The sequence below is a fragment of the Allomesorhizobium camelthorni genome (assembly GCF_011045125.1).
GTDB classification, from domain to species: domain Bacteria; phylum Pseudomonadota; class Alphaproteobacteria; order Rhizobiales; family Rhizobiaceae; genus Allomesorhizobium; species Allomesorhizobium camelthorni.
The window spans coordinates 1-15,301 of sequence record NZ_JAAKZF010000103.1; the positions used below are offsets into that span (position 1 = coordinate 1).

Sequence of the window (15,301 nt, forward strand, 5' to 3'; positions counted from 1 at the left end):
TAGGCTGCTTCGGTCATTCCCGGTTTATCTACCTCGCCAAACCTTCTAAAAGATCGCCGAAAAGGACGAAATGCATGAAGCCGAGGGCGGTCTACTGGGACATGGACGGCACGCTGATCGACAGCGAGCCACTGCACGAGCAGGCGCTGATCGCGGTGCTGACGAGCCTCGGCATAACGCCGCCAGCCGATCTGCACGATCGCGTGATCGGGATCGCGGCGAGACCCGTCTATGACATGCTGCGCGAGGAATTCGGGCTCGCCCTGCCATTCGACGACTGGATCCTGCGCAAATACGTTTACTACATGGAGCACGCCGCAAAGCTGAAGCCGCGCCCGGGCGCCGTGGAGGTCTTTCGCGACCTGAAGGCGCTGGGCGTCGCGCAGGCGGTGGTGTCCAATTCCGACCGGTTGATCGTCGAGACCAATCTGCGCATGATCGGCATCGACGCGCCGGGCATCAAGACGGTGACCCGCAACGACGTCCGCGCCGGAAAGCCCGATCCCGAGCCGTTCCTTCGCGCCGCCTATCTGACCGAAATAGATCCGGCGGAAAGCTGCGTCATCGAAGACAGCCAGACCGGCGCCACGGCAGGCGTGGCTGCCGGCATGCGGACCCTCTTTTGGCCGCAGCAGCCGATGGCAGCGCCGGCGGGCGCGGTTCATATGAAGAGCCTCGAAACCCTGCGGGCCTATCTGGAACTCGACTGACGGATTCCGCCCGGTTCGGGACCGATCAATTGCGGTAGGCGGGTTCCTGTTCGTCCAGGATCGCCTTCAGCTCCGACAAATGCCGCTCGGCCTGGCCGGGATAGTCGTCCATCTCGCTCGCCGCCTTTTCGGCGGTCTCGTCGGAAAGCACGCGCAGCGGGCGACCGGTCCACAGCGCCTTGATGTAGGTCTCGCAGGCGCGCTCGAAATAATAGAGCTGGTTGAAAGCGTCGGCGACGTTTTTGCCGATGACCATCACGCCGTGATTTCCCATGACCATCACCTTGATCTTCGGGTCAGCCAGGAGCTTCGAGCAGCGCTCGCCCTCTTCCTCGAAGGCGAGCCCGCCATAATGGCCGTCGACGACATGGCGATTGAAGAACATCGCCGAATTCTGGTCGACCGGCGGGAGGCACGAATCGGCGAGCGAGGCCAGCACCGTCGCGTGGATGGAATGCACATGCATGACGCAGCGCGCATGGCGGCAATTGCGGTGGACCGCGCCGTGCAGGCCCCAGGCGGTAGGGTCTGGCGCATTCGGTCCACTCATCGTCTCGGGATCGTTGGCGTCGATCAGGAGCAGGTCGCTTGCCTTGATGCGCGAGAAGTGCACCTGGTTCGAGTTCATCAGGAACTGCGAGCCGTCATCATTGACGGCCAGCGAGAAATGATTGGCCACAGCCTCGTGCATATTCAGCCTCGCGGTCCAGCGGAAGGCGCAGGCGAGGTCGATGCGCTCTTCGTAGAAGGGCATGTTTGTGCGCGGCTCGTGCAAATGGGCGATGCTCATGGGCTTTATCCTCATTCCCGCAAATGATGCCGCCCAGAGGCGCCAGCGGCAATCGCATTCGCCGTGAGGTCAGGCGGCTTTCGCTCGTGGCCCAGAGCATGATCCCGAAAAGTTGCAGACTTTTCGGAAAAGATCATGCGGCTAATCGACAATCTGGGGCGCCATCTCGGGATGGCGCTTCAGGCGCAGTCCGCCATTCTCCACGATGAAATCGATCACCGCCTGCAGCCCCTTGCCGCGCGAGAGGTCGGTAAAGCCGAACGGCCGTCTGCCGCGCATGCGGCGCGCATCCTCTTCCATCGCCTCCAGGTCGACATTCACATAGGGCGCGAGATCGCTCTTGTTGATGACGAGAAAGTCGGAGCGCGTGATGGCGGGGCCGCCCTTGCGCGGGATGTCGCCGCCCTGGCAGACCGAGATCACGTACAGCGTCAGGTCGGCGAGATCGGGCGAAAACGTAGCAGCGAGATTGTCGCCGCCGGATTCGATGAAGATCACATCGAGATCGGGGAATTCCCGGTTCAGTTCGGCGATTGCCGCTAGATTGATCGAAGCGTCCTCGCGGATTGCCGTATGCGGGCATCCGCCCGTCTCGACGCCTACGATGCGTTCTTCCGGCAGAGCCTGAAGCCTGGCCAGCATCATCGCGTCTTCGCGGGTGTAGATGTCGTTGGTGACGACGGCGATCGAGAATTCGTCGCGCATCGCCTTGCAGAGCTTTTCGGTGAGCGTCGTCTTGCCCGAGCCGACCGGCCCGCCAATGCCGACGCGAAGGGGTCCATTTTTGCTCATGACCGGAACAACCTCGAATATTGCTTTTCGTGTTTCATCGCCATGACATCGGAGACGAATGTCGCCGAGCCGATATCCTCGGGCGTCGAGCGGGCGGCACGGTTCGCGGTCACTATAACCAGCGGCTCGAGCGCCGCCACGGTCTGCATGGCGCCACCCTGGCCGGTGACGCCAAGCCGGATCGCCGCCTGGACGAGATTTGAGGAGAACGCCTGCAGCCAGGCCGCCAAGGCATCTTGGAGCGGGATATCATGGCCGCCGGCGACCGCGCCCACCGCTACGCAGTAGGGGCAGTTTTCCGGCAGGCGCTGTGCAGTGGGCGTGGGCCAGCCCGCGGCAGCGGCGAGAAACGCCGCGCCCTGCAGCATCGTCTCCGTATGGCGCTCGGCCGAACCCGCCAGCGCTTCGGCGAGTTGCGCCAGATCCGCAAGGTCGCGGCCGAACCGTACGCGCCGCCAGGCCTCGGCGAACAGGATGGCGTCGTTCCAGGCCGAGCCGATTTCGAGGAGTGCGGCCAGCCAGGCCGCCAGTTCCGCACGGTCGGAAACCAGTCCGTCATGCGCCGCGCGCTCCAAGCCATGGCTGTAGGCGAAGCCGCCGACCGGAAAGGCCGGCGAGAGCCAGGTCATCAGGCGCAGAAGCGCAAGATTGCCCGGATGTTCAGTCATGCGAATGCGCGTGGGTCGAGCGCCCGGCATGCGCGTGAGCATGGGCATGGCTGTGGCCGTGGCCGTGGCCCGAATATGCGCCGCGAACCGGGCTGAAAAACTCGACCGTTTCAGCAACCGACGCACCGAGCCCTTCGAGCATGGCCTTGACGACCGGGTCCGGCAAAATGAGGATACGGTGTTCCTCGATCTGCGCCGCAAGGTGGCGGTTGCCCATGTGCCAGGCAAGTTCGGTGAGTTGCACCGGTCCGGCGGCGCGGACTTCGTACAGCTCTTCCTCGGCGGCGATGATCTCGGCATGGCGGCCATCGTCGAGGACCAGCACGTCCTGATGATCGAGAACCACCGGCTCGGGTAAATCGACCAGCAGCCTTTCGCCATGGACGAGTTCGATGGTCTTGCGCCGCAAATGGCGTTCCTCGCTGGTCAGCACTGCGAGATCGAACGGCAGCGGTCGGTTCGGGTCGCCGAGAACGCCGGCCGCGCGGATGAATGAAGCGGCGCGCAGCATCAGAATGAGCCTCCATTGGCTTGCGATCTGGCGCGGGCCGGACGTGAGAGGACGCAGTCGAGATAGGCGTCGAGTTCCTCCAGCATCCAGAGAACGCGTGAACCGCGGGAGCCGACGGCCTGGTACATGCTTTTCAGTTCTTCCTCCTGCGGGGTTTAGGCCAGCCATCAACCGAGCGTGTCGAACAGCCTGAGAATCCAGACTATCTGGTAGACGAGCGTGAAGGCAACGAACGCCATATGGAAGCGGCGGTTGGACGTCCAGATCGCCGCTATGCACAGGGCGACGAAGAGCGGTGTGCGGATCAGGTATTCGACCCCGAAATCGGCGAAATGCGCCCTTCCCTTGATCAGCGTGTCGATGATGTCGAGGATATAGGTCGCCGCCAGCAGGCCGAAGAACCAGCCGCGGCGCGCGAAAAAGAATTCCTCGTAGCCTGAATAATCCTGCATCGAATCGGGAAAGAGGAGAGCACAGAGCAGGAAGAGTACGATCGCGTAGCCGATGATGAAGAAGTAAATCTCGAAGGTCCAGTGTCCGATCTGGAACAGCCCGAACTCCCACCACCAGAAGTGCACCAGCGTAAGCAGCAGGGAGGCCACCCAGGCCAGATGCACCGGATAGAGTTTGTAGCCGCCCGGGTGCTGCACGATGCGCGCCACGCCGGAGAGGAGCCGCGTGACGCCGAGACCGATCACCATGCCCATGACGAGGCGGATATGCGGGAAGATTTCGTGGGCTGCGGGGAGTGGTTCCATAGGCTTCAACGGGCCTTCCCATTCGGTGGGAGGTCCATGCAACGGAGGCATGACCGAACAATAGTCTGTTCGCCAACAAGCTTACCCGGCTGCCATGGCGCGCTGCAACCTGCCGAAAGGAACAACTTGCCTCGCGCTTTGCAAACCACGCATTGTGCAAGCGAAGGCTAGGCACCTTCAAAACAGAAAATACCGCTGCGCCATCGGCAGCACGGTTGCCGGCGGGCAGGTGAGAAGCTCGCCGTCGGCGCGGACCTCGTACGTTTCCGGATCGACCTCGATGTGAGGCGTCGCGTCGTTCAGAACCATGGAGCGCTTGCCGATGCCGCCGCGGGTGTTTTCGACCGCCACCATCTGTTTGTCGACACCGAGCCTGCCGCGCAGGCCCGCATCCAGCGCCGCCTTCGACACGAAGGTGACCGAGGAGTTGGTCACCGCCTTGCCGTAGCCGCCGAACATCGGCCGGTAGTGCACCGGCTGCGGCGTCGGTATCGAGGCGTTGGGGTCGCCCATCGGAGCAGCCGCGATCATGCCGCCGATGATAACCATATCCGGTTTTACGCCGAAGAAGGCCGGGTTCCACAGCACGAGATCGGCGCGTTTGCCGACCTCCACCGAGCCGATCTCTTTCGACAGGCCATGCGCGATGGCGGGATTGATCGTGTATTTGGCTATGTAGCGGCGGACGCGGAAATTGTCGTTGTCGCCAGTCTCCTCCGGCAGGGGCCCGCGTTGCCGCTTCATCTTGTCCGCCGTCTGCCAGGTGCGGATAGCCACCTCGCCGACACGGCCCATGGCCTGGCTGTCCGACGAGATGATCGAGAACGCGCCGATGTCGTGCAGGATATCTTCCGCCGCGATCGTCTCCTTGCGGATGCGGCTCTCCGCAAAGGCGATGTCCTCGGGGATGGACGGCGACAGATGATGACAGACCATCAGCATGTCGAGATGTTCGGCGATGGTGTTTTGGGTATAGGGCCGCGTCGGGTTCGTGGACGACGGAATGACGTTCGGCAAGCCGCAGACCTTGATGATGTCGGGCGCATGGCCGCCGCCGGCGCCCTCCGTGTGGAAGGCGTGGATGGTGCGGCCCTTAAGGGCGGCGACGGTGTTTTCGACGAAGCCCGACTCGTTCAGCGTGTCGGTGTGGATCATCACCTGCACGTCGTAAGCATCGGCGACGGAAAGGCAGCAGTCGATCGCGGCCGGCGTCGTGCCCCAGTCCTCGTGAAGCTTGAGCGAGCAGGCGCCGCCGAGCACCATCTCCTCAAGAGCAGCCGGCAGAGACGCGTTGCCCTTGCCCGACAGGCCGATATTCATCGGGAAGGCATCGAAAGACAGGATCATCCGGGCGATGTGCCAGGGGCCGGGCGTACAGGTGGTGGCGAGCGTGCCATGCGCCGGCCCGGTGCCGCCGCCGAGCATTGTCGTGATGCCTGACATCAGCGCTTCCTCGATCTGCTGCGGGCAGATGAAATGGATATGCGCGTCGAAGCCGCCTGCAGTCAGGATGCGACCCTCGCCGCCGATGATTTCGGTACCCGGCCCGATGATGATGGTCACGCCGGACTGGGTATCCGGATTGCCGGCCTTGCCGATAGCCGCGATGCGCCCGTCCTTGAGGCCGATATCCGCCTTGTAGATGCCGCCGGCATCCACCACGAGAGCGTTGGTGATGACCGTATCCACGGCCCCTTGCGCCCGGGAAACCTGGCTCTGGCCCATGCCGTCGCGGATGACCTTGCCGCCGCCGAACTTCACTTCCTCGCCATAGACGGTGAAGTCGCGCTCGACTTCGATGAAGAGTTCGGTATCGGCGAGCCGAACCTTGTCTCCGGTCGTCGGACCGAACATGCGCGCATAGGCGGCGCGGGAGATCTGGGCCATCAGAAATTCCTCTCTAAAAGTGGCCGCCGGATCGCCCAAGGCTCAACCGGGCTCCACATTTCCGACACGGTATGACCACGGAACAACCCAATGAGCGGCAGCTTCTGACCCCATTCGGCGTGTGGGGTAGGGACGATGCCCCCAAATAGTCGTTTGCCAACCGATGGAAGGGAAAATCCATGCGCATAATTACGATTCTGGCAACGGGCGTCACGCTCGCCTTCGCCGTGGCGGCCAACGCGCAAGCTCAGTCCGCGCAACCTCCGGCCGAGGCTCCGGCGACCGCGCCCGAAGCTCCTGGCGCCGCCCAGACGCAGATCCGCAGCGTCAACATCGTCGACATGACCGAACTGCCCGAGGCCACGCAAGCGCAGGTCAACGAAGTGGTCGCACAGGGCGGTGAAGCAAGCCTTCAGCAACTGCGCACGACGATCGACGCCAATCCGGATATCAAGTCGGCGTTGGAGGCAAAAGGCCTCACATCTGCAAACGTCATCGCAGCCAGCATGGGGCCCGAAGGCGCGCTCACGCTGGTCACCAAGAAGGCCGGCTGACGACATCCGACAGCGGGTGAATTTGTGGATCATCTTGCCGGCGGCGGCCCCGAACGAGGGCTTGGCGTCGGCAGGATGTATTTGATAAACAGCCGCGTCACTGGAACTTCGGTCAAGCGAGCACCGTTGTGTCCCTTTGACCTGCCGGCAAGCAGGCGTTACACCGGCCGCATGGAACAGATAATGACGACGATCTCGATGCCCGACAGCAAATGGCTGCATGCTTTCGCGGCGGCAGCCTTTCTGGCCGCGTCCTTGCCGCAGACGGCTCTGATGGCGCAAGGATTGGAAAGCCCCGAAGCGATCGAGACGATCATCGGCACGGAGGTTCAGGAGGAGGAATCGCAGGCGACCGCCGATTCCGACAAGGTCATCGCCGCGATAGAGAAGACCGGCGAGAGTATCGCCACCGTCCGTAAGACTTCCAAGCTCGATAAGGTCGATATCGTGTTCCTTTCCGATGCCGCGGCGACCGAGGGCGGTCCGCCGCCGGAGATCGAAGCCAAGATCAAGGAGCACGAGGAAGAGATAACCGAACTCCGCAAGGAGCTCGAAGGCAACGCCATGCTCTATCACGCCATCGATTCGCGTCAGATCCTGCTGCGCGACGTGCTTGCCGTCGAATTCGACGACAAGAACGGCGTCGTCATCTACGCCGCCGCCAAGCCGGCAGGGTAAGCGCCGCGTTTGCCGGCTCGCTCCGTAATGGCAGGCGAGCGCGGCCACTTACAACTTTCCCATGATCTTCTGCTGGAAACCGTAGACCTCGCGCTTGCCGCCCAGCGGCACCAGCGTCACGTCGCGTTCCTGGCCCGGCTCGAAGCGAACCGCGGTTCCGGCGGCTATGTCGAGCCGCATGCCGCGCGCCTGCTCCCGGTCGAAGCTGAGCGCCTCGTTGGTCTCGAAGAAGTGGTAGTGGCTGCCGACCTGGATCGGGCGGTCGCCCGTATTGGCAACCTTCAGCGTGACCGCCGGCAGGCCGCTGTTGAGTTCGACCATGCCTTCGCCGGTGATGATTTCGCCCGGGATCATGCGTTCAGCCTGCCATGACGAGCCACAGACCGCCGAGGGCGGCCGCGCCGGCTGCGACGCGTGCGGCCAGTCGCCCGGCGCCGCCACCGAACAGGTGCGCAAGGCCGATGCCCGTCATGTGCAGCAGCACCGTCGACAGCGCAAAGCCGACGCCAAAGGCAATTGCGCCGGCCGAGCCTAATTCGCCTCCGTGTGCGTGGCCGTGGAAGAAGGCGAAGAAGCCGACCATCGCCGCTGCGATTGCCGCCGGCACGTGCAGCGCCGTTGCGGCGAGCAGGCCGATGACCACTATCGATGCGAGGATGACCGGCTCCACGAACGGAAGCGGTGCACCCATAAGCGCTGCAGCGAAGCCGGTGGACATCGCTCCGACAAAGGCCAACGGCGCGAGCCATAGCGCCCGGCCGCCAAGCAGCGCCGCCCATAAGCCGACGGCGACCATTGCAAGCACATGGTCGGAGCCGAACAGCGGATGCGACAGGCCGGCCATCAGGGAGCCGTGCTCGGTCGGATCGAGATGGGCGAAGGCAGGGGCGACACTAGCCCCTAGCGCCGCCGGCACGATCGCAATCCGTTTCATCATCATATCCACTGTCTCCCTGTATTGATCGAGGCTCACGCCACCTTGCGGGCTGGGCCGCAGCCTTCGGCCTTCAGCACGCGCCTGGTCGAGGCCGGATACTTTTTCAACATCGCTGCCGGACGCACCGGCCGGCGTGAAAAGTCGCCGCCGCAATTGGGGCAGACGCCGCCAAGCACGCTTTCCGCGCAGCCGGCGCAGAAGGTGCATTCGAAGGTGCAGATCATCGCGTCCGGCGCGTCGGGCGCGAGATCTTTGTCGCAGCATTCGCAGTTCGGGCGAAGTTCGAGCATTTTCAGTCTCTCATCTGATCGGTTCGTGCACGGTGACCAGCTTGGTGCCGTCCGGGAACGTCGCCTCGACCTGCACGTCGTGGATCATCTCGGCGATGCCTTCCATGACATCCGCCCTGGTAACGACATGCGCGCCGGCTTCCATGAGTTCAGCCACGCTGCGCCCGTCGCGCGCGCCCTCGACCACGAAATCGGTTATCAGCGCGATCGCTTCCGGATGGTTGAGCTTGACGCCGCGTTCCAGCCGCTTGCGCGCGACGATTGCAGCCATGGCGACGAGCAGCTTGTCCTTTTCCCGAGGCGTCAGGTTCATGCGTCGACGAAATCCTAAAGTGACCAAGTTTTGGGCAATCCTGCCCGCCCGTTGAGCAGTTCCACAAGCGGCATCAGCCGCTTGCGAAGCAAATAACTGTCCTGATCGTAAAGCCTCGCAAGAAGCTTGCCAGATTTTCCGACCGTCCAGGCGCTGGCGCCTCCCTTCTCGCCAACCAGGCCGCGCACCGCTTCGAGTTTGTTCGCTGCGCCGGGCGATACGAGGAGCACGGTCGCGAAGGCTGCCGCGCCATTGCCGGCCGCCCCTCGCTGCAAAGTCGCCTCGACTTGCGGGCCGATCGCGAAATCCTCGGCATGGACCAGACTGCCCTCGCAGACAATGCGCCAGCGGTCGCGGAATTCACCCTGCATGACGCGTTCGCCCATTGCGAGCCGGCCGAAAACCGTCGCCTCTACGACGAGCGCTTCTGCACCTTCCGCCAGATCGATATCGAGCCGGCGCGAGAAGGCGGAACGGTCGAACAGGATCGTTTCCTGCGGCAGCCATGCGATGCGCCCGCCGGCGGCGACGGCAATCTTCGCCGAAAGCTCGGCCTTGCCCGTAAGGGCTCGGTAGACCTTTTCGGACGCCTGAGTAGCGACCACGCACGACGCATCCGCGCCGACATCCACCTCCCAGGCGATGCGGTCGCCGCCGGTCAATCCGCCGGCGGTATTGATGAGGATTGCCTCCAGATGATCGCCCTGCGTGAACGGCATGCGGACCTTGGCGGCGCCCTCCTGGTAGAGCCGCGACAGTCGGGTTTTGCCGTTAAGCCGGCTCACGGAAAGCCGGCCCTTCGCGGCCACCCGCTGGGGAGAAATATCGCTCTGGCGAGCGGTTTCGGTGGGGATGGTCAACATCATGGATCGCAGCTTGGTACTGCCGCGCGGCATTGTCGAGATATCGCTTGTTGCTTCGCTGGCATTCGGTTTCTATAGGTAGCTGATTACTTGCCATCTTTTTGCCGCAGCAGCGTCAAAATGCCGGAAGCCGGACTGCTAGGACAAAAGAACGATCCGGCGCCGATAAGGGGAAACGCAGAAATCTTGGAAAGGCGCAATGGCTGACCAGCTCGCTCAGGACATAATCGACAAGATCAAGGCTCACGCCGAGCCGGAGGGCGGAGAAATCACGCTCAAGACCGAGTTGACCGAACTCGGCATCCACTCGCTCGAACTGACCGAGATCATCTTCGATCTCGAGGAAGCCTATGGGATCGAAATCGAGATGAACACCGTCGAGGCATGGAGCACGCTGAAGAATGTCGGCGACATGGTCGAGGCCGTGCGCGGCCTGATCGCAAAACAAGCCTGACATGACGCGAAAGCGCATTGTCATCACCGGCATTGGCGGGCTGTGCTCGCTCGGCGTCAGCGCGCCGGAGATATGGGCCTCGATGCGGGCCGGGCGATCGGGCATAGGCGAGATCACCAACGCTCCGCTCTACGAGCTGAAAGTGCGCATCGGCGCTGAGATCAAGAGCCTTCCCGAAAACGTGCTCGACCGAAAACGGACTGTCACGATGGACCGGTTCAGCCTGCTTGCGGCGCTGGCGGCAGGCGAGGCGATCCGGAATGCGCGGCTCGATGTCGCCGAAGCCGACGGTTCGCGCATCGGCGCTGTCGTCGGCACCGGCATATACGGAGCCGATACGGCCGAGGTGAACTACCGCGCCGTGCTGCTTGAGGGCAGGTCGCGGGCGGAGATCTTCACCGTGCCCAAAATCATGCCTGGAGCGCCGGCTGGACAGGTCAGCATGGTGTACGGGCTGCGCGGTCCGGTTTTCGGCGTCACGTCGGCCTGCGCTTCCTCCAATCACGCATTCGCGTCCGCGGTCGACCAGCTTCGCCTCGGCCGCGCCGATGTGATGATCGCCGGCGGCACCGATGCGCCGCTGGTCTACGGCGTGCTGAAGGGCTGGGAAGCGCTGCGGGCGCTGGCGCGCGAGACTTGCCGTCCGTTTTCGGCCGACCGCGACGGGCTGGTGATCGGCGAGGGCGCCGGCATGGCGATCCTCGAAACATGGGATCACGCCATGGCGCGCGGCGCGCCCATCCTGGCCGAGCTTTCGGGCGTCGGCATGTCGGGAGACGCCACCGACATTGTCGCGCCGACCGTGGAAGGGCCCGTCTTTGCAATGCGCGCCTGCCTTGCCGATGCAGGTTTGGCCCCGGAAGAGATCGACTACATCAATGCCCACGGAACCGGCACCAAGGCCAACGACCAGATCGAAACGGCGGCCATACGGCGGGTTTTCGGCTCCCATGCCGACCGGCTCTCGGTTTCGTCGACAAAGTCGATGCACGCCCATTGCATGGGCGCGTCCGGCGCTCTGGAGATGATCGCCTGCGTGATGGCGATCCGCGACGGCGTCGTTCCGCCCACCGCCAATTACCGCGAGCGCGACGCCGATTGCGATCTCGACGTAACGCCGAACGTCGCCAAGGTGCGGCCGGTGCGCGCGGCAATCAGCAACGGTTTCGCATTCGGCGGCACCAATGCTGTGGTGGCGTTCAGGGCGGTGTAACGAACTTCTCTGGCAAGCCATTTGCTGTGCGAGAGCGCTTTCCTGCTCTTGCCGGGAGTGCTCCGCGTGCCTAATTGCAGCAGACCCTCCCGTGATCGTCCCAAGCCAAAAACCTGCCCAAGGATCCCGCAATGACCGATCTTTCCGCGTTTCCGATTGCTGCCCGCTGGCCTGCGAAGCACCCCGACAGGCTGCAGCTTTATTCTTTTCCGACGCCCAACGGCGTGAAGATTTCGATCGCGCTGGAGGAGCTGGGCCTTCCCTACGAGCCCCACGCCGTCAACATATCGAAGAACGAGAGCTGGACGCCGGAATTCCTGTCGCTCAATCCGAACGGCAAGATCCCGGCCATTCTCGACCCGAACGGCCCCGGCGGGATGCCGCTGGCATTGTTCGAGTCCGGCGCCATCCTGCTCTACCTCGCGGACAAAACCGGCAAGCTGCTGCCTTCCGATCCGATCCTGAGATACGAAGCCATCCAGTGGGTGTTCTTCCAGATGGCGGCGATCGGCCCGATGTTCGGCCAGGTCGGGTTTTTCTACAAATTCGCTGGCAAAGAGATCGCCGACAAGCGGCCGCTCAACCGCTATGTCGACGAATCGAAGCGGTTGCTTGAGGTGTTGGAGACGCGGCTGACCGGGAGGGAATGGCTGATGGGCGAGGATTACACCATCGCCGACATTGCCCATCTCGGCTGGGTTCGCAATCTGATCGGGTTTTACGACGCCGGCGAGCTTGTCGGCATCAAGGACTTCCCGAATGTGCTGGCTTGGCTGGAGCGCGGCCTGGCGCGGCCGGCGACGCAGAAGGGGCTCAATATCCCGCCCCGGGATTAGCGGCCGGAGGCGAACTCAACCGCGCTTCGTCTTGGCCTTCTTGTCGTCCTTGCCGAGCACCGACGCTGCAAGCGCCACTGCCCCCTCCGCGGTGGACTTCACCCTGCGGACGACCTTTTTTGCGATCGAAGTTTCGCCGCTCGAAGTCTTTGCGGATTTCGAGGCCTTGGCGCCGCCGCCCGTAGCGGCTTTGCTCTTTGCTCCGGCGGTCTTGGATGACTTGCCGGCGGAGCGTGAACTGACGCTCGGCGCCTTGGCCGGCGTAGATGATTTCTTCGCGGCGGATGCGGCCGAAGACGCCTTGCTGGCGGGCTTGGCCTTCTTTGTGTCCTTCGAGCGTTCCGCGGCGCCGGTCTTCGATTCCAGCGCTTTGCCCGGTTTTGCCGCCGGCTTCTTCGTTGTGTCCGATTTCGAGGATGCCTTCTTTGCTGCCATCGTCGTGCTCCTCCATGTGGCGCAACTGCCGCATGGCAACAATGTATGGCTATGCATTCGGTTCCGCCGCGGCCCTGAGCCCTCAAATCACCAAATCGGCCTGCCTTCGCCGGGCCAGGACCCTGTCGATGTTCGGCATGTCGTTCGAGGCTATCCAGGCGCGAGCCTCGTCTTCCGATTTGCCGTGCTCGTGCCAGCGTTGCATCAGGCGGCGTTCGAGTTCCGAGCGCGGCACGTCCACGAACAGGCTGAAATCGAAAAGCGGCGCCAGACCCGACCACGGCGTTTCGTCGAGCGTCAGGTAATTGCCTTCAACGAGAATGAACTTCACCTCCGCAGGGACGATTGCCGCCGCGGCGCGCGACAGCTCCATCGTGCGATCGAATACCGGTATTGCGATGTCCGGCTCCACCGCGCGGATGCGCTTCAGCAAAGCTTCGAAGCCGGAATAGTCGAATGTCTCCGGCGCTCCCTTGCGCCCGCGCAGGCCGCGCTTTTCCAGCACCGCATCGTCGAAATGAAAACCGTCCATCGGAACCACGGCGGCCGAGCCTTCCGGCAGCAGATCGTGCAGTTGCGCCGAGAGCGTCGATTTGCCCGCGCCGGGCGGCCCGGCAATGGCGACGATGAAGCGGCGCTGTCCGCCGGCGCGCTTGAAGATGGTGGCGGCGATGTGGGCGATTTCCGACATAAAATCTTCCTGCCGCGCCGGTTCGGCGGCGCTGCCGGCGCTCAGCGCTGGAACTCCCGCACCGGCGACTGTGTTCCGTCCGAATAGGTCACCTGGACCGACATCGAAGTTATATCCTTGCCGATTTCGAAATAAGGCCGGTACTCGTACGGGATCGCATATGGGTCCTTTTCGTCGCAAGGCGGCATATCGATGATCTTGTCGAGCGCCGCGCCGTTGAAGCTGTAGCGGACTTCCTTGATGGCGCAGCGGTAGGAGAGCATGTGGGTGAAATAGACGTAGCCCGTATTGCTGCCGGAGTCGAAGGCGATCCATGAAGTCCAGAACTGGTCCAGGATCTGCTTATTGCCTTCCGACAGCGCCGTTTGCGGATCGAAGCGGATCTCGAACGGCCCGGTCTCGCGGCCCCGCAGGTCGAGATACTTTATCGCGATCACGTCGGCGGATGTCCGGTCCGGCACGACAAAGCTTGGATTGGGCATGGGCTTTCCCGTGACCTGATCGTTCAGCGCCAGAAATCCGGTTTCGGTGAATGCGCCCTCGCCGCCCAGCCGCCAGGAGATCGCCGTGGCCGGTTCCGGCAGCGAAACCGTCATCATCCATTCCTGGTTGGACCGCATCGGGGTGAGCCTGGGCATGAAGCGCGCGGGATCGAGAACATCGCCGAGCGCGGCGAGCCGGCTGCGCGAGCGCTCCAGCCAGTCGGCCAGAAGCGTGTGGTCGATGAAATGGGAAAGCAGGCCGCCGTCCTTTTCATAGGCCGCGAACTTGGCCAGCGCGGTCGCCTCGCTGCGTTTATCGGCCAGCGTCTGCACGCCGAGCCGGTCCTCGGAGAATTCTTCCGACAGAGCGAAATAGGCCGGCGGGTAATCCGGATTGGCGGCGACGAAGGCGTTCAGCCGCTCGACGCGCTGCGCGTCCTCGAACTGCATCGCGTGGACCAGGTTGAGCGCCAGCGTCTTGTTCTTGTCGCCTAGCTGTGGAGCCTCAACAGGTTGTCCTCGGCCAGGCCGAGGCGGCTGATTGGCGGTTTGGACTTTAGGCTGCCGTGGGGACGATGCCAATTGTACCGGTGCAGCCAGACGGGCAACTCGGCGGCGCGATGGTCGGAGTTCGGATAGGCCACGGCGTATGCCCATTCGCGCAGCGCCGTCTGGATGAAGCGCTCGGCCTTGCCGTTGGTTTTGGGCGTGTAGGGCCTTGTCCTGATGTGCCTGAGCCCGAGGTCGCGACAGGCCTTGGCGAAGGCCTTCGACCGGTAGCATGAGCCGTTGTCGGTCATGACGCGGGTGACGGTGACGCCGAGGCTGGCATAGTAGGCGATCGCGGCCTTGAGGAAGGCGACCGCGCTTGTCTGTCTCTCATCGGGCAGGATCTGCGAAAAGGCGATGCGGGAGGCGTCGTCGATGGCGACATGGACGAACTCCCAGCCGGCGCCGCGCGACTTGCCCTGTTGCGGATCGCCGGTGATGCGGTGGCCGATGCGCTCGAAGCGGCCGAGCTTCTTGATGTCGATGTGGATCATCTCGCCGGGATGCTCCCGTTCGTAGCGCTTGACCGGCTCGGCCGGCTCGATGTCCTTGAGCCGCCACAGCCCCGCCCGCTTCAGGACCCGGCTGACGGTGGCCGGCGAGACGCCGACCTCGACAGCGATGTGACGGCCGGTCCAGCGCTGACGGCGCAAGGCCACGATCCGGTCGGCCACCGCCTGTCCGGTCATGCCCGGCATTACCCTGGGCCGGGACGAGCGGTCGGCCATGCCCGCGCGCCCTTCGGCCTCGAAGCGCTCCACCCAGCGCGCCACGATCTTCGCCGACACGCCGTAGGTCCGCGCCGCGTGGGCTCTGGAAAGACGGCCTTCAATGACCGACAGCGCCATCTCCTCTCGACGCAGCGGCGTCAGACGGGCATTCTTGTGGAA

21 protein-coding genes are annotated in these 15,301 nt (G+C 63.6%); 6 read left to right on the forward strand and 15 right to left on the reverse strand.

The genetic code is table 11. The annotated features are described in order from the left end of the window. Positions 1-74: 74 nt before the first annotated feature. On the forward strand, positions 75-710 hold the full coding sequence (locus tag G6N73_RS31360) for an HAD family hydrolase (RefSeq protein WP_165033841.1): 636 nt from the start codon (positions 75-77) through the stop codon (positions 708-710). Between the two features lie 25 nt (positions 711-735). Here the strand turns inward: G6N73_RS31360 and G6N73_RS31365 are convergent, their stop codons facing one another. The 6 genes from G6N73_RS31365 to ureC all read right to left on the reverse strand — a co-directional run bounded on the left by G6N73_RS31365 (position 736) and on the right by ureC (position 6,119). Beyond that, positions 736-1,500, reverse strand: coding sequence for a class II aldolase and adducin N-terminal domain-containing protein (locus tag G6N73_RS31365; RefSeq protein WP_165033842.1), 765 nt, complete (start codon positions 1,498-1,500; stop codon positions 736-738). A 141-nt stretch (positions 1,501-1,641) separates the two neighbouring features. Beyond that, a complete protein-coding gene (gene ureG / locus G6N73_RS31370) occupies positions 1,642-2,292 on the reverse strand; it encodes an urease accessory protein UreG (protein ID WP_165033843.1) in 651 nt (216 codons plus the stop codon). Next, entirely contained in the window at positions 2,289-2,960 is a 672-nt protein-coding gene (locus G6N73_RS31375) for an urease accessory protein UreF (RefSeq protein ID WP_165033844.1), read from the reverse strand. The genes ureG and G6N73_RS31375 overlap by 4 nt, the downstream gene beginning before the upstream one ends. Next, entirely contained in the window at positions 2,953-3,471 is a 519-nt protein-coding gene (locus G6N73_RS31380; RefSeq protein ID WP_165033845.1) for an urease accessory protein UreE, read from the reverse strand. Before G6N73_RS31380 ends, G6N73_RS31375 begins: the two co-directional genes overlap by 8 nt. Positions 3,472-3,638: 167 nt before the next feature. Further along, positions 3,639-4,229: a hypothetical protein gene (locus G6N73_RS31385; protein ID WP_165033855.1), complete on the reverse strand. Its 591-nt coding sequence runs from the start codon at positions 4,227-4,229 to the stop codon at positions 3,639-3,641. A gap of 177 nt (positions 4,230-4,406) precedes the next feature. Next, positions 4,407-6,119 carry an urease subunit alpha gene (ureC, locus tag G6N73_RS31390; RefSeq protein WP_165033856.1) on the reverse strand — a complete coding sequence of 571 codons (1,713 nt, stop codon included), beginning with the start codon at positions 6,117-6,119 and terminating at the stop codon, positions 4,407-4,409. A 176-nt stretch (positions 6,120-6,295) separates the two neighbouring features. Between ureC and G6N73_RS31395 the strand changes: the two genes are divergently transcribed. Together G6N73_RS31395 and G6N73_RS31400 are read left to right on the forward strand one after the other, a co-directional pair. After that, positions 6,296-6,670, forward strand: a complete 375-nt coding sequence (locus G6N73_RS31395; RefSeq protein WP_165033846.1) for a hypothetical protein — start codon at positions 6,296-6,298, stop codon at positions 6,668-6,670. Positions 6,671-6,853: 183 nt separating this feature from the next. Beyond that, positions 6,854-7,348: a hypothetical protein gene (locus G6N73_RS31400; protein WP_165033847.1), complete on the forward strand. Its 495-nt coding sequence runs from the start codon at positions 6,854-6,856 to the stop codon at positions 7,346-7,348. A gap of 48 nt (positions 7,349-7,396) precedes the next feature. On the opposite strand, the gene G6N73_RS31405 is transcribed toward G6N73_RS31400, so the two are convergent. Genes G6N73_RS31405 through G6N73_RS31425 form a run of 5 tightly spaced genes read right to left on the reverse strand, consistent with a single transcriptional unit; the run spans position 7,397 to position 9,751 of the window. After that, positions 7,397-7,702, reverse strand: a complete 306-nt coding sequence (locus tag G6N73_RS31405) for an urease subunit beta (protein ID WP_165033848.1) — start codon at positions 7,700-7,702, stop codon at positions 7,397-7,399. Positions 7,703-7,706: 4 nt separating this feature from the next. Beyond that, on the reverse strand, positions 7,707-8,285 hold the full coding sequence (locus G6N73_RS31410; protein ID WP_165033857.1) for a HupE/UreJ family protein: 579 nt from the start codon (positions 8,283-8,285) through the stop codon (positions 7,707-7,709). A 32-nt stretch (positions 8,286-8,317) separates the two neighbouring features. Further along, positions 8,318-8,575, reverse strand: coding sequence for a DUF1272 domain-containing protein (locus tag G6N73_RS31415; RefSeq protein WP_165033849.1), 258 nt, complete (start codon positions 8,573-8,575; stop codon positions 8,318-8,320). Positions 8,576-8,585: 10 nt separating this feature from the next. Next, positions 8,586-8,888 (reverse strand): urease subunit gamma, encoded by a 303-nt coding sequence (locus G6N73_RS31420; RefSeq protein WP_008834299.1) that lies wholly within the window; start codon positions 8,886-8,888, stop codon positions 8,586-8,588. A gap of 14 nt (positions 8,889-8,902) precedes the next feature. Continuing rightward, entirely contained in the window at positions 8,903-9,751 is an 849-nt protein-coding gene (locus G6N73_RS31425; RefSeq protein WP_425484181.1) for an urease accessory protein UreD, read from the reverse strand. Positions 9,752-9,950: 199 nt separating this feature from the next. On the opposite strand from G6N73_RS31425, the gene G6N73_RS31430 reads away from it, so the two are divergent. The 3 genes from G6N73_RS31430 (at position 9,951) to G6N73_RS31440 (ending at position 12,254) form a co-directional block, all read left to right on the forward strand. After that, complete coding sequence (locus G6N73_RS31430; protein WP_165033850.1) at positions 9,951-10,205, forward strand: acyl carrier protein; 255 nt, start codon at positions 9,951-9,953, stop codon at positions 10,203-10,205. 1 nt (position 10,206) lies between these two features. After that, positions 10,207-11,418, forward strand: coding sequence for a beta-ketoacyl-[acyl-carrier-protein] synthase family protein (locus tag G6N73_RS31435; protein ID WP_165033851.1), 1,212 nt, complete (start codon positions 10,207-10,209; stop codon positions 11,416-11,418). A gap of 131 nt (positions 11,419-11,549) precedes the next feature. Continuing rightward, positions 11,550-12,254 (forward strand): glutathione S-transferase N-terminal domain-containing protein, encoded by a 705-nt coding sequence (locus tag G6N73_RS31440; protein WP_165033852.1) that lies wholly within the window; start codon positions 11,550-11,552, stop codon positions 12,252-12,254. 15 nt (positions 12,255-12,269) lie between these two features. Here the strand turns inward: G6N73_RS31440 and G6N73_RS31445 are convergent, their stop codons facing one another. The 4 genes from G6N73_RS31445 to G6N73_RS31460 form a co-directional block, all read right to left on the reverse strand. After that, positions 12,270-12,689, reverse strand: coding sequence for a hypothetical protein (locus G6N73_RS31445; RefSeq protein ID WP_165033853.1), 420 nt, complete (start codon positions 12,687-12,689; stop codon positions 12,270-12,272). Between the two features lie 82 nt (positions 12,690-12,771). Next, positions 12,772-13,380 carry a nucleoside triphosphate hydrolase gene (locus G6N73_RS31450; RefSeq protein ID WP_165033854.1) on the reverse strand — a complete coding sequence of 203 codons (609 nt, stop codon included), beginning with the start codon at positions 13,378-13,380 and terminating at the stop codon, positions 12,772-12,774. Positions 13,381-13,421: 41 nt separating this feature from the next. Beyond that, positions 13,422-14,312 carry a hypothetical protein gene (locus G6N73_RS31455; RefSeq protein WP_343044816.1) on the reverse strand — a complete coding sequence of 297 codons (891 nt, stop codon included), beginning with the start codon at positions 14,310-14,312 and terminating at the stop codon, positions 13,422-13,424. 41 nt (positions 14,313-14,353) lie between these two features. After that, a partial coding sequence (locus G6N73_RS31460) for an IS481 family transposase (RefSeq protein ID WP_206079199.1) occupies positions 14,354-15,301 on the reverse strand: 948 nt, incomplete at its 5' end.